Origin of the sequence: Kitasatospora sp. NPDC059462 (assembly GCF_042749955.1) — a bacterium.
GTDB lineage: Bacteria > Actinomycetota > Actinomycetes > Streptomycetales > Streptomycetaceae > Kitasatospora.
In genome coordinates this window covers 23291-42471 of sequence record NZ_JBHYUU010000055.1, presented here as the reverse complement: position 1 = coordinate 42471, position 19181 = coordinate 23291, and the positions used below count along the sequence as shown (strand labels likewise).

General features: G+C 76.2%; 20 protein-coding genes and 2 pseudogenes. 11 read left to right on the top strand and 11 right to left on the bottom strand.

The genetic code is table 11. The features are described from left to right. On the top strand, nt 1–600 hold a 600-nt coding region (locus tag ACFXAM_RS16805; RefSeq protein ID WP_380291819.1), incomplete at its 5' end, for a transglycosylase SLT domain-containing protein. A gap of 73 nt (nt 601–673) precedes the next feature. Then, nucleotides 674–1774: a calcium:proton antiporter gene (locus ACFXAM_RS16800; protein WP_380291817.1), complete on the top strand. Its 1101-nt coding sequence runs from the start codon at nt 674–676 to the stop codon at nt 1772–1774. 96 nt (nt 1775–1870) lie between these two features. Here ACFXAM_RS16800 and ACFXAM_RS16795 read toward each other — a convergent pair whose 3' ends face one another. Next, a complete protein-coding gene (locus ACFXAM_RS16795; RefSeq protein ID WP_380291815.1) occupies nt 1871–3094 on the bottom strand; it encodes an LPXTG cell wall anchor domain-containing protein in 1224 nt (407 codons plus the stop codon). Between the two features lie 357 nt (nt 3095–3451). Between ACFXAM_RS16795 and ACFXAM_RS16790 the strand changes: the two genes are divergently transcribed. After that, nucleotides 3452–4867 carry a geranylgeranyl reductase family protein gene (locus ACFXAM_RS16790; RefSeq protein WP_380291813.1) on the top strand — a complete coding sequence of 472 codons (1416 nt, stop codon included), beginning with the start codon at nt 3452–3454 and terminating at the stop codon, nt 4865–4867. A 288-nt stretch (nt 4868–5155) separates the two neighbouring features. Here the strand turns inward: ACFXAM_RS16790 and ACFXAM_RS16785 are convergent, their stop codons facing one another. Then, the gene (locus ACFXAM_RS16785) at nt 5156–5545 is read right to left on the bottom strand and encodes a hypothetical protein (RefSeq protein WP_380291811.1); all 390 of its coding nucleotides are present in this window, start codon (nt 5543–5545) and stop codon (nt 5156–5158) included. A gap of 360 nt (nt 5546–5905) precedes the next feature. Here ACFXAM_RS16785 and ACFXAM_RS16780 point away from each other — a divergent pair, with 360 nt between their 5' ends. The 6 genes and pseudogenes from ACFXAM_RS16780 to ACFXAM_RS16755 form a co-directional block, all read left to right on the top strand. Next, entirely contained in the window at nt 5906–6556 is a 651-nt protein-coding gene (locus ACFXAM_RS16780) for a TNT domain-containing protein (RefSeq protein ID WP_380291809.1), read from the top strand. A 132-nt stretch (nt 6557–6688) separates the two neighbouring features. Then, complete coding sequence (locus ACFXAM_RS16775) at nt 6689–7357, top strand: GNAT family N-acetyltransferase (protein WP_380291807.1); 669 nt, start codon at nt 6689–6691, stop codon at nt 7355–7357. 170 nt (nt 7358–7527) lie between these two features. Continuing rightward, nucleotides 7528–7980: an HAD family hydrolase gene (locus ACFXAM_RS16770; protein ID WP_380291805.1), complete on the top strand. Its 453-nt coding sequence runs from the start codon at nt 7528–7530 to the stop codon at nt 7978–7980. A gap of 68 nt (nt 7981–8048) precedes the next feature. After that, entirely contained in the window at nt 8049–8531 is a 483-nt protein-coding gene (locus tag ACFXAM_RS16765) for a DUF3040 domain-containing protein (RefSeq protein ID WP_380291803.1), read from the top strand. Nucleotides 8532–8546: 15 nt separating this feature from the next. Beyond that, nucleotides 8547–8936 carry a PRC-barrel domain containing protein gene (locus tag ACFXAM_RS16760; RefSeq protein WP_380291801.1) on the top strand — a complete coding sequence of 130 codons (390 nt, stop codon included), beginning with the start codon at nt 8547–8549 and terminating at the stop codon, nt 8934–8936. Beyond that, nucleotides 8933–9493 (top strand): annotated as a pseudogene (locus tag ACFXAM_RS16755) (type 1 glutamine amidotransferase domain-containing protein); the annotation flags it as partial. The gene ACFXAM_RS16760 and the pseudogene ACFXAM_RS16755, both read left to right, overlap by 4 nt. 215 nt (nt 9494–9708) lie before the next feature. Here the strand turns inward: ACFXAM_RS16755 and ACFXAM_RS16750 are convergent. From ACFXAM_RS16750 to ACFXAM_RS16715, 8 genes and pseudogenes are all read right to left on the bottom strand, one after another. Next, complete coding sequence (locus tag ACFXAM_RS16750; RefSeq protein ID WP_380291800.1) at nt 9709–10761, bottom strand: hypothetical protein; 1053 nt, start codon at nt 10759–10761, stop codon at nt 9709–9711. Between the two features lie 94 nt (nt 10762–10855). Further along, nucleotides 10856–11710: a hypothetical protein gene (locus ACFXAM_RS16745; RefSeq protein WP_380291826.1), complete on the bottom strand. Its 855-nt coding sequence runs from the start codon at nt 11708–11710 to the stop codon at nt 10856–10858. Between the two features lie 171 nt (nt 11711–11881). Next, nucleotides 11882–12763: pseudogene (ligD, locus tag ACFXAM_RS16740) on the bottom strand (non-homologous end-joining DNA ligase); the annotation flags it as partial. 100 nt (nt 12764–12863) lie between these two features. Next, nucleotides 12864–13610, bottom strand: a complete 747-nt coding sequence (locus ACFXAM_RS16735) for a TetR/AcrR family transcriptional regulator (RefSeq protein WP_380291798.1) — start codon at nt 13608–13610, stop codon at nt 12864–12866. Beyond that, on the bottom strand, nt 13607–14749 hold the full coding sequence (locus tag ACFXAM_RS16730; protein WP_380291796.1) for a saccharopine dehydrogenase: 1143 nt from the start codon (nt 14747–14749) through the stop codon (nt 13607–13609). The genes ACFXAM_RS16735 and ACFXAM_RS16730 overlap by 4 nt, the downstream gene beginning before the upstream one ends. A gap of 35 nt (nt 14750–14784) precedes the next feature. After that, nucleotides 14785–15264, bottom strand: a complete 480-nt coding sequence (locus tag ACFXAM_RS16725) for an MmcQ/YjbR family DNA-binding protein (protein WP_380291794.1) — start codon at nt 15262–15264, stop codon at nt 14785–14787. Between the two features lie 3 nt (nt 15265–15267). Further along, a complete protein-coding gene (locus tag ACFXAM_RS16720; RefSeq protein ID WP_380291792.1) occupies nt 15268–15717 on the bottom strand; it encodes a VOC family protein in 450 nt (149 codons plus the stop codon). Nucleotides 15718–15779: 62 nt separating this feature from the next. Beyond that, complete coding sequence (locus ACFXAM_RS16715; RefSeq protein ID WP_380291790.1) at nt 15780–16697, bottom strand: helix-turn-helix domain-containing protein; 918 nt, start codon at nt 16695–16697, stop codon at nt 15780–15782. Between the two features lie 169 nt (nt 16698–16866). On the opposite strand from ACFXAM_RS16715, the gene ACFXAM_RS16710 reads away from it, so the two are divergent. Then, nucleotides 16867–17301 carry a CBS domain-containing protein gene (locus ACFXAM_RS16710; RefSeq protein ID WP_380291788.1) on the top strand — a complete coding sequence of 145 codons (435 nt, stop codon included), beginning with the start codon at nt 16867–16869 and terminating at the stop codon, nt 17299–17301. Nucleotides 17302–17663: 362 nt separating this feature from the next. Beyond that, nucleotides 17664–18815: a sensor histidine kinase gene (locus ACFXAM_RS16705; protein ID WP_380291786.1), complete on the top strand. Its 1152-nt coding sequence runs from the start codon at nt 17664–17666 to the stop codon at nt 18813–18815. Nucleotides 18816–18864: 49 nt separating this feature from the next. Here ACFXAM_RS16705 and ACFXAM_RS16700 read toward each other — a convergent pair whose 3' ends face one another. After that, nucleotides 18865–19089, bottom strand: coding sequence for a hypothetical protein (locus tag ACFXAM_RS16700; protein WP_380291784.1), 225 nt, complete (start codon nt 19087–19089; stop codon nt 18865–18867). Between the last annotated feature and the right edge of the window lie 92 nt (nt 19090–19181).

Genomic DNA, 19181 nt, shown 5'->3' with positions numbered 1-19181 from the left:
GCCCTGCTCGCGCTGACCGGCGCGCCGGAGCCCTCCGTCCCGGTGCCCGCCGTCTCCGGCGCCTCCGCCGGGCCGCGGGCGGCCGGGGCGCCCCCGCCGGGGCGCGGCGCGGCACCGGCCGGGGCGATCCCGCCGGACGCCGACGTCCCCGCCGCGCTGCGCGGTCCGATCGAGGACGCGTCCCGCCGCTGCCCGGAGCCCGAGGTGACCCCGGTGCTGCTGGCCGCGATGATCAAGGCGGAGTCCGGGTTCGACCCGGCCGCGGCCGACACCCGGAGCGGGGAGTACGGCGTGGCGATGTGGACGCCCACGGTCTTCAACGCCTGGGCGCAGGACGGCGACCACGACGGCGTCAAGGACTACCTCGACCCGGACGACGCGATCGCCTCGATGGGCGGTTACGTCTGCTGGCTCGCCCAGCGCTTCAAGCTGCGCGGCTACCCCTCCGCCGACCTGCCCGCCCTGGTGACGGCCGGCTACCGGACGAGCGACAAGACAGTCGCCGACGCCGGCGGCGTACCCGATCGGGTGAAACCGCACGTCGGAAGGGTCCTCACCTACCTCGCGGAATACGGCGGGAGTACGGTGGCCGGGTCATGAGGTCGGCCACATCCGTGGCCTCCCCGGTGGCGTCGCCACGGAACCTGTGCTTCCGGATGGGATGCTCGGCGGCATGTTCACCAAGCTCCGACCAGTCGTCTCGCAGTGGACCGTCGTCGTGCCGCTGCTGGCCTTCGCCGTCCTGGCCCTGACCTGGCACCGCGAACTCCCCGGCTGGGTGGTGGGCGTGGTGTCGCTGTTCCTGGCGGGCGCGGTGCTCTCCGCCGTGCACCACGCGGAGGTGATCGCCCACAAGGTGGGGGAGCCGTTCGGCTCCCTGGTGCTCGCGGTCGCGGTGACGGTGATCGAGGTCGCGCTGATCGTCACCCTGATGCTGGACGGTGGCGACAAGGCGGCGACGCTCGCCCGGGACACCGTGTTCGCCGCGGTGATGATCACCTGCAACGGCATCCTCGGGCTGTCCATCGTGGTGGCCGCCAGCAAGTACCGGGTGGCGGTCTTCAACGCGGAGGGGACGGGGGCGGCGCTGGCCTGCATCGGCACCCTCGCCACCCTGAGCCTGGTCCTGCCGACCTTCACGACCAGCTCGCCCGGCCCGCAGTTCTCGCCCGCCCAGCTGGCCTTCGCGGCCACCGCCTCGCTGGTGCTCTACGGCCTGTTCGTGTCCACCCTGGCCTTCCGTCACCGGGACTACTTCCTGCCGGTCACCCCGGAGGGCAAGGTCGTCGAGGAGGACGACCACGCCGAGCCGCCGACCCGGCGGGCCACCGTCGTCAGCCTGGCCCTGCTCGGCGTCGCCCTGGTGTCGGTGGTCGGCCTGGCCAAGGGCGTGTCGCCGACCATCGAGTCGGCGGTCGAGTCGGCCGGGCTGCCGAACTCGGTGGTCGGTGTGGTCATCGCACTGCTCGTCCTGTTGCCGGAGACCATCGCCGCTCTGCGCGCGGCCAAGCGCAACCGGGTGCAGACCAGCCTGAACCTGGCCCTCGGCTCGGCGCTGGCGAGCATCGGCCTGACCATCCCGGCCGTGGCCGTCGCCTCGTACTGGCTCTCCGGGCCGCTGGTGCTGGGCCTGGACTCCTCCCACCTGGTGCTGCTCACGCTGACCATCGTGGTCGGCACGCTGACGGTCATCCCGCGCCGGGCGACGCCGCTCCAGGGCGCGGTGCACCTGGCCATTCTGGCCGCCTACGTGGAACTCGCGATCACGCCCTGAGACTCCTCCCCGCTGCTCTGCTGCTGGAGGCGGACACGCGAACGGGCCGGTGACCCCCGGGGTCACCGGCCCGTCCGCGTGTCCGGGTGCGTCGGATCAGGAGGAGCGGCGGGTACGGCGGGTGTACACGACGGCGCCGGCGCCGCCGAGCAGCAGGACGGTGCCCGCGCCGGCCATCAGCAGGGTGCTGCCGTCGCTACCGGTGGACGCGAGGTCCTTGCCGACCGGGGCGGCTCCGGCGATCGGGGTGGGCACGCTGACCTCGGTCGGCATGATCAGCGGGTTGGCCGGGTCGATCACGGTGCCGGGCGCGGCGGTGTGCACCGGGACGGTCGCGGTCGGCCGGGCGGCCGAACCGCTCGGGGCCGGCGCGGTGGCCCGGCCGGTCGGCGTGGCCGACGGGCTCGCCGAGCCGGTGGCGGTCGGGTTCGGGGTGGTGGACGGCGTCGCCGACGGGCTCGCCGAGCCGGTGGCGGACGGCGACGGGTCGGTGCTCGGCGTGGCCGGCGGGACCGCGGTCGGCGGGACCGTCGGTGTGATGGTCGGCGGGACGGTCGCCGGGACCGTCGGGCTCGGGGAGGCCGGCTGGGTCGGCGTGGTGCTGGGAGTCGCGCTCGGCGTCACCGTGGGCGTCACGGTCGGGGTGGCGCTCGGGGTCGCCGACGGGGTGATGGTCGGGGTGGCGCTCGGCGTCACCGTGGGCGTCACGGTCGGCGTGGTGCTCGGGGTCGCCGACGGGGTGGTGCTCGACGTCGGCACCGGCGGGGTGGTGGCCGGGCCGGTGGGGGTGGGGAGCGGCGGGACCGGGGCCGGCTTGGTGGGCGTGGCCGTCGGGGTCGGCGTCGCGGTCGGCGTGGGGGTGCGGCCCCCGCAGTCCACCTTGAACACCTTCTGCTTCGGGTGGTTGAGCTTCGGCGGCGTGGCCGGCAGCTTGCCGCGCTCCAGCTCGATCGCCTCCCAGTACAGCTTGTACTGGCCGTCCGGCAGGTTGATGTCCTCGGTGCGGACGTGGCCCTTGCCGTCCACCGGGATGTCGCCGTAGACGACGGCGGTCTCCTTGTCGCCGTGCATCCGGGCGATCGTCCAGACGATGTCCTGCCCCGGGTCGAAGCCGAACGAGTCCAGGTAGAAGGTGCAGACCTTGGGCTCGTTGTTCGTGGGCTCCTCGCCCGTGGCGGGGTCGTGGATCTTGACGGTGCCGTTGTTGCCCTTCGCGGCCTGGCCACCGGGGGCGGCCTCGGCGGTGGGGGCGGCGATCAGCAGGGCGGCGACGGCGGGGACGGCGACGAGGGATCTCGCCGCGGTGGAGCGAATGCGCATGGCTGTGTCCAACGGGAGTCGGCGGTCCCGAGGGCCCGCGCGGGGAGGTGGGAGCCCTCAGCCGACGACGGTCGGCGGACGAGACGCATCAAAATCCCGCAGCGGGTCCGGCCCCGCAAGGAAGGTTTGGCCGAATTGCGACGGAGCGGAGCCGATTGTCCGACAAGTCCAACGCAACGATTCGGTCACCCGGATATGAGGGACCGGTGCGTCGGATCGGGCCGGTGGAGCCGGGCGGGGCGTCCGATGCCCGCGTGTCGGGTTCGACGGGGCGTTCGCGGTCCATATCGTCTGTGTCCGCTGAATCCGCCGAATCCACCGAGTCCGCCGCAGGACCGACACCCGTGGGAGCGCCGCATGCCCGGCCCAGCACAGCAGCCGTCCACCCCCCGTCCCGCCCAACCGGAGGCCGCCGCCGCGCCCGGCAGCGCCGAGGCCCCCGCCGCCGCCGTCGCCGAGGCGGCCGACGCTGCCGGCGCGGCCGACGCGGCCGGGAACGGTGCGGAGGCGGCCGATGTGATCGTGGTCGGCGCGGGCCCGGCCGGTTCCACCGCCGCCTACCACCTGGCCCGCACCGGCCTGGACGTCCTGCTGCTGGAGAAGTCCGCCTTCCCCCGCGAGAAGGTCTGCGGCGACGGCCTGACCCCCCGCGCCGTCCGGCAGCTGATCGACCTCGGCATCGACGTCTCGGAGTCCGCCGGCTGGCTGCACAACCGAGGCCTGCGGATCGTCGCCGGCGGGCGCCGGGTGGAACTCGACTGGCCGGAGCTGTCCGCCTTCCCGGGCTTCGGGCTGGTCCGGCGCCGCGCCGACTTCGACGAACTGCTCGCCCGCCGCGCTGCCGCGGCCGGCGCCCGCCTGGTGGAGCGGGCCAACGTCGCGGGCCCGGTGCTCGACGAACGGACCGGCCGGATCACCGGCGTCACCGCCCGGCTCGGCGAGGAACGCCGGCCCGTCGTCTACCGGGCACCCCTGGTGGTCGCCGCCGACGGCAACTCCACCCGGCTCTCCCTGGCGATGCAGCGCTACCGGCGCACCGACCGTGCGATGGGCGTCGCCTACCGCACCTACTTCACCACCCCGCGCCACGAGGACCGCTACCTGGAGGCCTGGCTCGACCTGCGCGACCTCGCCGATCCGGCCCGCCGGCTGCTGCCCGGCTACGCCTGGGTGTTCGGCATGGGCGACGGCACCGCCAACGTCGGCCTGGGCGTCGTGGACACCGGCGCGGTGCCCCGCGACGTGGACTGGCGGCACCTGCTCCGGCGCTGGTGCGAGGACCTGCCGGCCGAGTACGGCTACCACCCCGAGGCCGTCACCGAGCCGATCCGCGGCTCGGCCCTCCCGATGGGGCTGAACCGCCGACCCCACTACGCCGACGGCCTGTTGCTGGTCGGGGACGCCGGCGGCACGGTCAGCCCGGCGACCGGGGAGGGCATCGCCTACGCGATGGAGTCCGGCCGGTACGCCGCCGAGGCGATCGTCCAGGCCCTCGCCCGGCGCACCGACCGCGGCCGCGACCTCGCCCTGCGCGCCTACCCGCAGGCGCTGCGCGCCGCCTACGACGGCTACTTCGCGCTCGGCCGGCTCGCCGCCGCGGCGCTGAGCCGCCCGCGCCTGGTGGGCGCCGCCGGGGCGGCCGGACTGAGCAGCCCGGCCCTGCTGCGGGCGGCGTTCCGGCTGATGGTCAACCTGACGGAGCCCAACTCCCGCGACGCGCTCGACCGCCTGCTGCACCTCCTCGGCCGCCTGGCCCCCAGCAGCCGGGGCTGACCCCGCGCCGCAGGGGGACCGGTCCGCGAACCCCCGCCCGACGCCCGCCGGCCGGGGGTGCCCCCGGGTGTTCAGCTCACGAGTCACTTCCTGCGCTGTTCGCGCCCGACCGTGACCAGCGGCTCGGGGCCGCTCGTCAGTGGCTTCGGACGGAGGATTGACCGAGCAGTCCGGACCCCTCACCCGGGCCGCGGCCGGTTCGGGCGCGTGGAAGGTCCCGTCTCGGAACGGGGGCCCGCGGTGCGGTCTCCGTCGCACGCCGGTCCGGTGCGAACCGTCGGGCTCTCCCTAGTCGCTGAACCAGGCGCGTCCGTCGGCGGACAGGAACGCCCGCAGCACGAAGCCGCCGAGGGCGATGCCGGCCAGCGCGGCGAACGAGCCGGTCACCACCAGGAGCACCCCGGCGGCGACGGACAGCGCCTCGATCACGGCCACCGTCGTCCTGGTCCAGGCGGCCCGGCGCGAGGCGAGGCCCGCGCAGGTGCCGAGCAGCAGGGCGAGCAGCACGGAGGTCATCGCGACGAAGCGCACCAGCGCGACCTCGTCGCCCTGGTTCCGGCCGAGGGCCCCGAGCAGCAGCAGGCCCGAGCAGCCGCTGAGCGCGGCGTGGATCCACACGCACACGACCGCCCGCCGGATCGACGTCGGCATCCGCCGCGCGGCGCACTGGTCCGTCATCGCTGACCACCCCCGGTCGTCGAGCGGCCGTGGCCGGTGGCCGGGCCGTATCGGCGAGGATCGGGCCGGCCCGGGCGGCTGTCAATGGAACTGATGCGTTGTCCGGCGGCTCCGGCACGGTCCGCCGCTGGTTGCGGCGGCTGCGCCGGGTCCGAGGCTGGGGGCGCGACCCTCCAGTGTGCGCGCCCCCGGCGCCTGGCGTGCGCGGTTGGCCGAAACCGGGGGATCCGGATCCGTTGTGGGCTCCTGTGGTTGACGCATGGTCAGATGATCCGCTTGCCTGGTGTCGGCCCGGACGCGGAGGGTGACGGATCGCGCTCCGGCCCGCCCCCATCGCCATCACCTCACGACGGAGAAGACGTGCGCCTTCGCTTGCTCGCCGTGCCGGTCGCCGCGGTCGTCGCCCTGCTCGCCCCGACCACCCCGGCCCTCGCCGCCGGGGCGGCCGCCACCCCGTCCGGCGAGTGCTCGACGGCGGACTTCCACGGCGACCCCCGCCTCGGCCCCGCCGACCTGCCGACCACCGGCACGGTCGGCCGCGAGCTGATCGGCTACCACCGCACCGGTGGCCTCGCCGAGGACAAGTTCCTCGCCACCTACCACAGCCCCACCGCCAACAACGGCAGCCCGGGCTGGATCTACCCGCCCGCCAACGGCTACGTCACCCTGCCCGACGGCACCCCGGTCGAGTTCGAGATCACCCTCTACCCGAACCAGCGGATCGACCGTTACGGCAGCGAGTACGGCTCCTTCCTCGCCCCCGAGGGCCTGCCCTACGCCAGCCGCTCGATCCCGCCGCAGAGCCTGGACAGCAACCCGGCCGCGACCTGCAACTACCACGACTACAAGGTGCTGAAGCCCCTCCGGGTGCACGCGGGCCCGATCGCGCCCTGGTTCGGCCAGCCCGGCTACGGCCTGCAGTACCAGCTGGACGCCGCCCTCGTCCCCAACGGCCCGGACCGGCTGAACGTGCTCTGGCTCGTGGACAACGGCTACCTCGCCCGGATCTGACGCCCCCGGTGCAGCGGCGGCCCCGGGCCCCGGCCACTCGGTGCCGCCGTCGCGCCGGGCCCGCGGCCGCACCGGTCCTCCGGCGACGACAAATCCGTTGCTGGTGAGGACAGCGGGAGGTAGGAAGATCGTATGAGCACCGCACCTGCCACCACCCCGGTCACCGCACCTGCCACCACACCGGTCACCGCCCCGGTCACCGAACCGCCCGCCGACAGCCGCGCCTTCGTCCCGGCCACGCTCGACCTGGGCGACTTCGTGCTGCGTCCGTGGGGGCCCGGACTGGAGGTGCGGGGCGGCGCGGTGGCACGGCTCACCGAGGCGGCCGCCGATCCGGAGATCGCCCTCTGGAACCCGCTGCGCGCCTCCGACCTGGTCCAGGCGCAGGCGTCCATCGACCGCTGGGCCGCGGGCTGGGAGAACGGCAGCCTCGGCTACTTCGCGATCCTGGACGCCGCCGACGCCGAACTGCTCGGCACCATCGCCCTGCGGTGGACCGACCGCGCCGACGGCCTCGCCATGGTCGGCTACTGGCTCCTCCCGTCCGCCCGCGGCCGCGGCATCGTCACCCGGGCCACCCGGGCGATCACCCGCTGGGGCTTCGACACCGCCGGTGCCCGCCGGATCGAACTCGCGCACGCGGTCGACAACCCCGCCTCCTGCCGTGTCGCCGAACGCTGCGGCTTCCCCCTCGAAGGCACCCTCCGGGCCTCCTTCCGCTTCGGTGACGGCCTCCACCACGACGAACACCTCCACGCCCGCCTCGCCACCGACCCCTGGCCCACCGGGCCCGACGCCTGAGCACACCGGTCCCGGCGGGCAGTCCCGGCGGGCAGTTCCGGCGGCTGGGGCCGCGCGGTCCCGGCGTGTCCGCGCCCCCCGCCCCGGGTGGGCGGGGGGCGGGGTGAGGGGTGCGGGCCTAACCTGGAAGGGCGCGCCCGGTGCGTGGTGCGGAACGGGAACGGTGGGCCATGACGGTCATCTCGGCGGCACTCTTCGGGGCCGATTGGCGTGGAACGTCACACGGTTCCGCCGAGTTGCCGCGCGAGTGCGCCGCCCGCGGGTGGACCGTGGTGCTGACCGCCCCCGGGCCGGCCGAGGCGCCCGCGCTCGTCGTGACCGATCCCGGCCACGACCCGGTCCGGGCCGCGCTCGACCTGGTGGACGGCGAGCCCGCGCACGCGGTGTTCGTCGCCGGGAGCGCGTCCGAGGTCCGGGCCGCGCGCCGGGCCGGGGTGGCCTGCGTCGCCGTGCTCGGCGCCGGTGCCACCACACCCGAGCTGCGGGCGGCGGGCGCCGTCGAGGTGCACCGCGACGCCGCGGCCCTGTTGCGCGCGTTGGACGACAGCCTGCTCGCCCGGCCCCGGGCGTTCGGTGACCGCCGTCCGACCGCTTCGACCGCCTCCGCGGGCCGGAGCGGCTAGCCCGCACCCCGCCGGGCACTCGCCCGGACGGGAGGACGTCGTCACCGGAAGTGCCGGAGGTGACCGAGATGGACGGACCCGCGCTGAGCGGACGGGAGCGTCGGCTCCTGGCCGAGATCGAGGGTGAACTGCGCCGGGACACCCGGCTCGACCGGCGATTGAGCACCATGGGTGCGAAACGCCCGAGCCGGTTGGGGAGCGCGTTGTGCGGCCTCGGCCGCCGGGTGCCGGTCGGGGTGCTGATGACCGCACTGGTGATGTCGGCGATCTGCCTCAGCGTCGCGGTGCGCAAGCCCACCGCGACCATGGCGATCGCGGCCGCCGTGGTCTGGGTCGGCAGCGTCGCGCTGGCGGCCGGACTCTCGGCCCTGCTGCACCACCGGCGGCGCGGCGGCGCGGAGACGGCGGACGACCTGCTGGACGGCGGGTACCGGGAGCCGCGGAGCCGTGGGTGGCCGGGGGAGCCCGCGGACGGCGACGGCCGCCGGGACGAGCGCCGGGACCGTCCGGACCGCCGCGAGCGACGGCCGTGGGACCACCCGGAGATGTGACCACCCGGAGTTGTGATGACCACCGATCTGTGGGAGTACCGCCCGGGCTCCCACCATGCTGCCGACCTGACCCTGGTCGGCTACGACGTCGAGGCGACCGACGGCCCGCTGGGCCACGTCGACCAGGACGCCGGCGACCACCTGCTGGTGGACACCCGGCCGTGGGTGCCGGGCGCCCCGGTCCTGGTGCCGGTCGGGCTGGTCTCCCGGATCGACCACCTGGAGCTGGTCGTCCACCTCGACTGCCCGCGGGCCCGGGTGCGCTCGGCGCCGCCGCCCGCCGCCATCGACCGGGCGGGCCGCGAGCCGGCCGTCCACGGACTGTCGCGGGAGGGCCGGGCCGCGCTGGACGCGCACTACGCGCGGGTGGCGGAGGCCGGACGGGGAGGACGGCGGCGGGGGTGAGCCGGGTGGAGTTCGTCGCCCTCACCGGCCGGACGGTCGCCTTCCTGGTCGCGCCCGAGGGCGTCGAGCAGGCCGAACTGACCTCCTCGTGGCAGGCCGTCGCCGAGGCGGGCGGCACGCCGCGGCTGGTGTCCACCCGGCCCGGACGCGTCCAGGCGTTCCGGCACCTGGACCGCGCGGACACCTTCCCGGTCGACGACGTGGTCGGCGTGGCGGAGCGGGCCGGCTACGACGCGCTGGTCCTGCCGGGCGGTGTGGCCAATCCCGACGCGCTGCGGCTGCACCGGGCGGCCGTCGCCTTCGTACACGAGCTGTCCGCCGCCGGCCGGCCGGTCGCGGTGATCTGCCACGGTGCGTGGACGCTCATCGAGGCGGACGCGGTGCGCGGCCGCACCCTCACCTCCTGGCCGAGCATCCGCACCGACCTGGTCAACGCCGGTGCCTTCTGGGTCGACGAACCGGTCCACGTCTGCCGGGACGGGCCAGGGGTGCTCGTCTCCGGCCGGAGGCCGGCCGACCTCCCGGCGTTCAACGAGGCACTGGTGACGGAGTTGGCCCACACCCACCCGCTCGGCGGCCCGCACCCGCCCTGGCCGGTCGCGCATGAGGCGGCCCCCTCCCGCCACGTGGCGGCGCCGGACGAGGCCGGCCGGGGAGGCGGTGGACCGGCAGCGCGACGCTGAGGCCGGTGGTGCGGCGGAGGTGGCGGGGTCGAGGGGTCGATGGGGTCGGGGGGGCGGTGGAATCGGCGGGTCGGTGGGGTCGGGGGAGGTCAGCCGAGGAAGCGGTGCACCGGTGCCAGGCTGACCGGCAGCTCGTCGCTCACGTCGATGGTGTGGACGTAGGTGACGGGGGCGCGTCGCTCGCCGTCCGGGTCGGAGAAGCGGATCATCACGTCCTGGCAGTCGGAGCCCGCCCGGCAGCGCGGGGTCCTGGCGACGGTGATCGCCTCCAGGGTGTAGAGGCGGGGCGGGGCGGGGCCCTCCTCGGGGCCGCCGGGCACCAGGGCGGCGGAGAGCGGGCCCTCGCCGAGCAGGCCGCCGCTCAGGAAGGACTCCGTCACGGCGTGGTTCAGGGCCCGCTCGGCGGCACTGCGGCCCGGGTTGCGGAGGTGGCGGTAGACCCGGTCGAGCAGCACGCGGAGGTGCTCGGTCACCCGGTCGTGGTCGAGGTCGTGGTCGTGGTCGTGGTGGCGTTGCCGTTCCGCGGCGTGCACGGCGGCCGCGGCGGCAGCGATGAGCGGGGTCTCCGTCCAGCGGGCCAGCCCGACCGAGCTCACCCGGACCACCGGTACGACCTCGCCCGAGAACAGCCGCGCGGAGCGGCCGGTGAGCCGCCCGGGCACGGTGAGCCGGGCGATGCGGCCCGGGTCCCCGGCCGGGAGCGACTGGCCGAGCAGGGTGTCGCGCAGTGCCCGGTGCACGGGGTGCACCGGCGGGGCGGCGGCGATCCGGCGCAGCAGCGCGAGCCGTTCCTCCTCGCTCCCGCCCGGTTCGGGGCCGGGGAGCGGGCCGGACCAGTCCATCGCCACGGCGGCTTCGGCCTCCAGGGCGTAGACCGGGGTGCTGTCGAGCGAGAGCGTCCAGGTCAGCCGGGACGCGGCCCACGGGTTGCGGACGAGGTGGTCGTACAGCTGCCGGACGTCCCCGGGGTCCGGGGGAGGCCCGTCGGGGTCCGCCTCGCCGAGCTGTCGGCGGAAGCCGTCGCGGCGGGCCTCGGAGCGGAAGTCGACGCCGATCCGGCCGACCACGTGGACGGGCGCGTCGTCGTGGACGGCCGCGCCGTCGTGGGGGTCGGTGGCTCCGGGGCTGGGGGTGGGCTCCATGGGTGGCGCTCCCTCGGTGTCGGGTCACGGTGGGTGGCTCCGGTGCGCTGCGCCGCTGCGCCGCTGCGGCGTGCGGCCCGGGCGTGGGCGGGGCTCAGTCGCCGCGCAGCCGGACGAAGAGCGCCGTCGGGGGCCGTCCGGCCACGGTGACCTCGGCGCGCAACGGGGTGCCGAGCGGGCGGACGGAGCCGTACTGCGGATCGTGGACGGGCGCGCCGAGCCGCCCGGCCGCCGCCTCCGCGACCTGCCGGGACTGGGGCGGCGACAGCGGGGGCGAGGAGAGCAGGACCCGGCCGTCGTCCAGCTCCAGGACCACCGCCCTCGGGCGGGCGGGCGGCCCGGTGACGGCGCGCACGGTCGCGTCCACGGTGTCGCCGCGCCGGTACTTCACCCAGACCCGCCCGGCGCCGCGGGCCCGGTACGTGGAGCCGGCGGCCTTGCAGACCAGCCCCTCGACCCCGGTGTCCGCCAGTCGTTCCATCCAGGTCAGCGCCTCGGCCCGGTCGGTGGTCGCCAGCACGGCCTGGACCGGGGGCGGGACGTCGGCCAGCGCCGCCAGCAGCAGGCGCCGCCGGTCGGCCAGCGGCAGCCCCCGGACGTCCCGGCCGGGCAGGGCCAGCACGTCGAAGGCGACCAGCCCGAGCGCCACGTCGTCGGCGGCCCGGGCCCGGCGGGTGCGCAGCAGTTCCTCGAAGGCGAACCGCCCGCCGCGCCAGGCGACCAGCTCCGCGTCCAGCACCAGCCCGGCCGGCAGCCGGGCGACGGCGGCGGCGATCGGCGGGAACTCGGCGGTGAGGTCCCGCCCGGAGCGGGACTGCAGGAACGGCGGGCGCTCCGGACCGCGGGCGAAGGCCACGCAGCGGAAGCCGTCCAGCTTCAGCTCGTAGACCACTCCGGAGCCGCCGAGGCCGTCCGCCGGCGGGACGGCGGGCACCGCCGCCGGGCGCATCACCTCCACGGGGGGTTCCAGGACCACCGGGTCCCGGGCGGGGACGGGGGCGGGGGCGTGGGCGGCGGCGTGGCGCGGCGCCGGCGGGGGAGCCTCGGCCCGGTCCGCCGCCGGGACCTCGCGGGCCGGACGGGACCGACGGACGGGGCGGTCCGGGCCGGCCGTGGTGGCGGCGGGCAGTGGACGGGCGCGTGCCGGGTCGAGGAGGGGCGCGAACAGGTCACCGTGCGCGGTCAGCCGCCCGGGGACGTCGGCGATCGTGAAGACCAGGTCCTCCGCCGAACCGGCCTCGTCCAGCTCCGCCCAGGAGAGCGGGGCCGACACCGTCGGCCGCTGCTGCGCCCGGACCGTGTACGGGGCGGCGGTGGTCTTCTTCGCCGCGTTCTGCGACCAGTCGACCAGCACCCGGCCGGTCCGGCGGGCCTTCGCCATGGTGTGCACCACCAGGTCGGGGTGGGCGGTCTCCAGCTCGGCGGCCAGCTGCTTGGCGTAGGCGGAGACCTGCGCGCTCGGTGTCGGCTCCAACGGCACCAGCAGGTGCAGGCCCTTGCCCCCGGAGGTCTTCACCCAGGCCTCCAGGCCGTCCGCCGCGAGCCGCTCGCGCAGCATCCCGGCCACCGTGCGGCAGGTCAGGACGGTCGCTCCGGCCCCCGGGTCGAGGTCCAGCACCAGCCGGTCCGCCAGCCCGGGCGCGGCGGCGTGCCACTGCGGCACGTGCAGCTCCAGGCACCCCAGGTTCACCAGCGAGAGCAGGGCCGCGCCGCTCTCCAGCACCACCTGGTGCAGCTCGCCGCTGCTGCTCGGCACCTCGACCGTGCGCACCCAGCGGGGTGTCCCGGGCGGCGGGTTCTTGGCGATGAAGACCTCGGCCGCCACGCCGTCCGGGGTGCGGAGGAAGGAGACCGGGCGGTCGTGCAGATGGGGCAGCAACGCGGTGTGGACGGCGGCGTAGTAGCGCAGCACCTCGCCCTTGAGGGTGCCGGTCTGCGGGTAGTACACCTTGTCCAGGTGCGAGAGCGCGAGGGTGCGCCCGTCGACCACCATCTGCGGCATCGCCGCCTCCGAGGCTGCGCGCGTCCCGGCCGGGCCGGGTCCGTTGCGGCCAGTCTGCCCGCGGCGGGGGCGTGGCGCGAGCCGTTCCGGGCCGCGCGGGTCACGGCCCGATCAGGTCCAGCGCGGTGCGGAGCAGCGTCTCGTCGGTGTCCGGCGCGCGCTCGCCGGCCACCCCGGAGCGGAACAGCGAGGCGCCCTCGACCAGCATCACGAACACCCCGGCCCGGGCCCGCCGCTCGGTCTCCGGCATTCCGGGGCGGCGGCGGGCGAGGAACGCGGCCACCTGCTCGCGGTAGTCGTCGTAGAACCCCCGGACGGCACCGGCCACGGCCGCGTCCCGGGCGGCCAGCGCCCACAGCTCGGCGAACAGCCGCACCAGCCGGGCGTCCTCCTGCTCCGCCAGCAGTGCCCCCACCACCGCCGAGGCGGGGGCGTCGGTGCCGAGCAGCGGGGCCAACCGCTCCGCCGACCGCCGCAGCACCCGCTCCAGCACCGCCGCCACCAGGTCGGCGTGGGTGGGGAAGTAGTACTGGAGGTGGCCCAGCCGCACCCCGGCCGCCGCCGCCACGGCCCGCATCGTCAGCTCCGGCCCGCCCTCGGCGACGAGCACGCCCTCCGCCGCGTCGAGCAGCGCCTCCCGCCGCTCCGCCCCCTTCCGCCCGCGCGCCGGACCGGGGGAGGGGGCCCGGTCGGGGTCGGGGTCGGGGGCGGGGGTGTCGGGTGGGGTGGTGTCCCGTATCCGTGCCGCCTTCGGGCCGCGGGCCCGGCCCCGGGGCGGGCCGGCGGTTCCGGCGGGGGCGGGCGAGGCGGGGTGGGCCGGGGTGCCGGCGCCGGGTGTGGTGCTCATGCGGCAGCATTCAAGCCCGTGGCGGCGCGGATGTCGACCGTGACGCCGAGGGCGGCGAGGGCGGGCAGGACCAGCGAGGGGCGGGGCGTCTGTTCCGGGAAGGAGACACCGGCCGGGGCCGGTGCCGAGCCGTCCGTGCCGAGCGCCCGGCGCAGGGCGAGCAGACCGCCGACGGCGGTGAGGTGGGCCTGGCCGGCGCGGTCCTCGACGACGGCGGCGAGGGTGCGGTCGCCGCGGGTGACGTCGATCCGCAGGAACGCGGTGCCGCCGTCGCCGGGGGAGTACAGCAGGGCGCGGCGGGCGGACTGCCAGCGCTCGCCCCGGCCCCAGCGGAAGAAGCCGGTGTGCTTGGCGGCCAGCAGGGCACGGGTGCTGAGGCCGGAGCTGAAGCCGATCCGGGTGGTGGCGGTGCCGGCGCCGAGGGTGAGCGGCAGGGTGAACTGCTCGGGCGTGTCGATCCGGGCCACTCGGGTGGGGCGGGCGCCGATCCGGACGGTGCCCACGTCGCCGAGCGGGGCGACGGTGCGGCGGTGCCCCGCGCGGACGACCTCGAAGTCCAGCCCCAGCCGGTCCATGAACTCGACGGAGTCCGCACCGGCCCGGTCGGCGAGGTCCCAGCGGATGGCGGTCTCGACCCGGTCCGCGCCGCCGAGCCGCTCCGCCAGCGCGGCGGCGACCAGGCTGACGACGCCGCCCATCCAGGCGGAGGAGAGCAGCACCGGCGCGGTGGGGCGCAGCAGCGCGGCCACGGTGGCGGCGCGCTGGAGCCGCGTGGTCCAGCGGGTGACGTCGGCGTACGGCACGCCGCCGGCCGCCGCCGCCCGCAGCACCCGGTCGTCGGGGTCGTTGACCACGCCCACGACGGCCCGGACCGCGGCGTCGAACGGCTCCGGATCGGCGAGGTCCCAGCGGCGGGCCTCGGCGTGCGGGGCTCCGCCGAGGTCGCGGACGAGCGCCGCTCCCCGTTCCACGGAGCGGCCGGTGAGCAGGACGGGGTGCTCGTCGGCGGCCACCAGGCGGGCGAGTTCGGCGCCGACCGTCCCGTAGCCGCCGACCAGCAGCACCGGCCCCTGCGGGTCGTGGGTGAGCGTGTCGACGGTGGCGGGAGCGAGGACGCGGGCGTCCGGAGAAGAGGTCATGGAGTAAAAATAGGTCTCACGACCTAAAAATATTGTCAAGGTGCTGGGCCGGTCACCAGGGCATGGGCGTCGGCGACCAGGTCCTCGATCCGCTCCCAGTCGAGCGGTGCCACGTCGAGGCGGACGCCGACCCAGCCCCGGTGGCCGACGTAGGGCGGCCGGAAGAACCGCTCCGGTTCCTCGGCGACCAGGAACTCCTGCGCTCCGGCGGCCGCCGGACACCAGAACGCGAGACGGTCGTCGTGGTGGTGATCGGCGAGCATCGCGAACACCCGTGCCCGGCGGCCGGCTCCGGCGAACCAGGTCGGTTCGCCGTGGCTGAGCCGCTCCTCCACCTCCGGCAGCGCCAGGCAGACGGCCCGCAGCCGCTCCACCGTCACCGCCGGCCCGCCGGGCGGGGCGTCCGGCGGAGCGCCGCCGGGCCGGGTGCCCTGCGGCCGGGTGTCCCGGGGCTGGGTGCCACGGGGCGGTGCGTCTGCGGGCGGCGCCTCCTCGGGTGTCGTGCGAGGGCCCACGGCTCAGCCCGCCGGGTGTCGCGGGGCACCCGGGTAGGTGCCGAAGTACCAGTGGTTGCCCTCCGGGTCGGCGGCGGCGAAGTCGCGCGATCCGTAGTCGGTGTCGAACGGTGCGGTGGTGATCCGCGCCCCGGCGGCGACGGCCCTCGCGTGCAGCGCGTCCGGGTCCGCCGTGACCACGTACGCGGTGAACGTTCCCGGGCCGCCGGGCCAGGGCTCGCCGCCCTCCGGCGTCGGCCGGTCGGAGCCCAGCATCACCCCGCCGCCCTCCGGCCAGGCGAGTTCCGCGTGGGCCACGAACTCGCCCTCGCCGTAGGCGACGACCTGCTCGAATCCGAACGCCTCCGACAGGAAGCGGATCAGCGCGCGGGCGTCGCGGGCGCGCAGGCTCGGCCAGACCTGCGGCGCGGGCGCCGTTCCGCTCTCCGTGTTGTCCGTGCTGCTGGTGTCCATGGCGGGTGTCTCCTCGGGTCGTGCGGTGACCGGCTCCGGACGGGCGCCGGGCCGGACCGCCGTCATGCCTCCCACTCTGGCGCGGGCCCGGTGGCCCCGCCTTGAACGTTTCGGAACTTCGCTGCGCCCGGCCCCTCCTCGGCCAGCCAGACGCTCGGTGCACACCCGGCCAGCGCGCGGAACTCGCGGGCCAGATGGGCCTGGTCGGCGTACCCGCAGCTCGCCGCCAGCTCCGCCAGCCGGGGCGCCGGGCCGGGTGCGGCCAGCAGCCGGCGGGCCCGGTCGAACCGGATCACCCGGGCGGCGGCCTTGGGACTGAGGCCGGTCTCCCGGCGGAACCGGTCCAGCAGGTGCCGCCCGCTCCACCCGGTCTCCCGGGCGAGCGCCGCCACCGGCAGCACCCCGCCGCTGCGCCGTAGCGCGTGCCACGCCTGGACGACCTCCGACGGCACCTGGCCGGACGGTCGCGCGAGCCGCAGCAGCGCGCCGTCCAGCGCCGCGAACCGCTCCGCCCAGCCGCGGGCCTCCTGGACCGCCTCCTGGAGGTGCGCGACCGCCGACCCGAGCACCGCCTCGGCCGGGACGTCCAGCCCGGACAGCTCCCCGGCCGGCAGCCCGAACAGGGCTCGGGCCGCCAGCGGGTGGACGGCGAGCTGGATGCCGGACTGCCGGCCGTCGTGGCTGATCAGGGCGGGAGCCGTGTGCAGGCCGCCGAGCAGGGTGGCGTACCGGCCGGGCGGCTGTTCCGGGTCCGGGTGGCCGGCCATGGTGATCGGCTCGTCCAGGGTCAGGATGAAGGTCAGGTACGGGGACGGCAGGCCGCGGTGCAGGGCAGGCGGCAGACCGCGCTGGCGGTAGCCCGAGTACCAGGCCACGTACGGGCGCAGTGCCGTGGCCGGCCGCACCCGGACCGCCTCGTCGACCAGGTCGTGGCCGGCCGTCCCCGTGCCGGGGGGCGCCCCGGCGGACTCCTCCGTCACGCCCCCAGTATCGGCCCGCCGCGCCGCCCCGGCACCGGCCCGGAGCCGGGGCGGGCGGTGACCGCGGGTAGCCCCGGGCCCGATGCGCTCGCGGACCGTCGGCGGCGTGCATAGCGTGGGAACACCGGAACACCCGGTGCTCGGGGGAAGACCCGGAGGAGGAGTCCCCGTGACCACTGCCCGAGACATCATGCATCCCGGCGCCCAGTGCATCGGCGCCGAACAGAGCCTCGCCGACGCCGCCCGGATGATGCGCGACATGGGTGTCGGCGCCCTCCCGATCTGTGGTGACGACCAGAAGCTGAAGGGCATCATCACCGACCGCGACATCATCGTCCGATGTATCGCGGAGGGAAAGGACCCGTCCACCACGAAGGCCGTGGAACTGGCCGGTCACCTGCACTGCGTCCGTGCCGAGGACGGCATCGACGCCGTGCTCCAGAAGATGGAGCAGCACCAGATCCGCCGCATCCCGGTGATCGACGGCGACCGGCTGGTCGGCATGATCAGCGAGGCGGACCTGGCGACGGGCCACCGCGAGGGCCAGCACCTGACGGACCAGCAGATCATCGACTTCATGGACAGCGTCTACATGAAGCGGTGACGCCGGCCGCCCCGGAGGACTCCCGCGTCGAGCCGCGCGGGAGTCCTCGCTGGTCCCGCCGCCTCCGTCGCTGTCACCGTGGTGGACGTCGGGGCGTACGTAGGGGCGCTCGTTCTGGCGGAGCGTCGTCGATTCGTTCCTCATGGGCGGTCCCTCCTCGGTCGCCGAACCGGACACCCAAGACGCTAGAGGTCGGCCGAGGGGGCCAAGAAGTGCCGAATTGCACATGTTCGCGAGGGTCGGGCCGGGGCCGTCCATGACCTTCGGCCTGTCTTTCGGCCGGGGAGGGGAGGGGGCCGGGAATGCGGGTACAGTCCCCGGCGGTGGTCGGGACCGGCCCGGTCGGCACGCGGGGAGGGCGGATGGAACAGCGCGCAGTGCGGTGGATCCCGCCCGTGCTCTACACGGTGGTCCTGGCCGGTGGCTTCTCCCACGAGGCGCTCGCCGCAGGGGAGTTCGGCGGTGCGCGGCTCGCCGTCTTCGCCGCGGGCCTGCTGGCCCTGCTCGCCCTGGAGTCGCCGGGACCGGGCCGCGCGCCGGCCGCGGCGCTGCCCCCGGAAGTGCTGCTGGCGGTGCGGGTGGTGCTGTTCGCGGCGGTCGCGGTGGTGGACGGCTCCGGGGTGTCGTGGGTGCTGTTCGTGCTGGTGCCGTTCACCGCGTACCCGGCCTTCGGGCGGCGGGTGGCGTTCGGCTGCGCCGCCGGGTGCGCGGCGCTGCTGCCGGTCGCCCTGACCGTCCTGGAGCCGGGGTGGTGGGCGCGGCCGGCCCACGGGTCGGACGTGCTGATGTTCGGCCTCGCCCTGGCGCTGGCCCTGTCGACGGCCGGGGCGGCGGTCCGTGAGCAGGAGGTGCGGGCGCGGTTGGGCGAGTCGCACGAGCGGCTGGCCCGCTGTGCGGAGCGGGTCGCCGAGCTGTCCGCGGCCGAGGAGCGCTACCGGCTCGCCCGGGAGGTCCACGACAGCCTCGGCCGCCATCTCGCGGCCGTCGGAACGCAGTTGGAGCAGGCCGAGACGTTGCGGACGCTGGATCCGGCGGCATCGGCGCGGGCCGTCGCGCAGGCGCGCCGCTCGGCCGGGCTGGCGCTCGCGGAGGTCCGCGGGTCGGCGGGCGCGCCGGACGAGGACCGCCCGTTCTCGCTGGTCCGCTCGCTCACCGGCCTCGCGCGGAATCTCGACGACGACCGGCTGACGGTGGAACTGACCGTCACCGGGGACGAGTCGGGACACGATGCCGGGACGCTCACCACCCTCTACCGGGCCGCCCGGGAGGCCGTGGCCGACGCCCGCCGGTACGGCCGGGCGACCCGGGTGGAGATCCGGCTCACCCTGGACGGTCCGGCCGCCCGGCTGACCGTCACCGACAACGGGGGGAGGTCCGCCCGGGGCGCCGAACCGGGCCGCGGTATAGGCGGGATGCGCCGGCGGTTGGCGCGGCTCGGCGGCCGCGCGGACGCCGGTGCGGAGGCCGGTGCGGACGCCGGCCTCGCGAGGCGACGGTACCGCGGTCATCGGTGACAACGGTCACGGTGCGGAGGTGCGCCCCGCGGGCCGGGGAGCCCTGACGTCACAGCAGGAAGCTCAGCCGATCGTCCGTCACGCCCGGTGCGATCTCGATGATCTCCGGCGTGACGACGTCCTGGGCGACGAACGGGTCCTCGTCGACGCGCTTGTGCAGGTCCTCGGGCGAGGTGTTGTGGGCGAGGACCGCGCCGCCGAGCATGGCCAGTTCGTCGGCCCGCTCGGCGTGCCCGAGCCGCGTGAACTGTTCGCGACCGTCCCAGACCGTCAAGCTGTTGACACCACCGAGACCACGGCCCGGCGGCCCCGGCAGCCCGGCGGCCCGGCGGGCGGGGCAGGAAGGCAGGCGGGCACGGCGCCGGG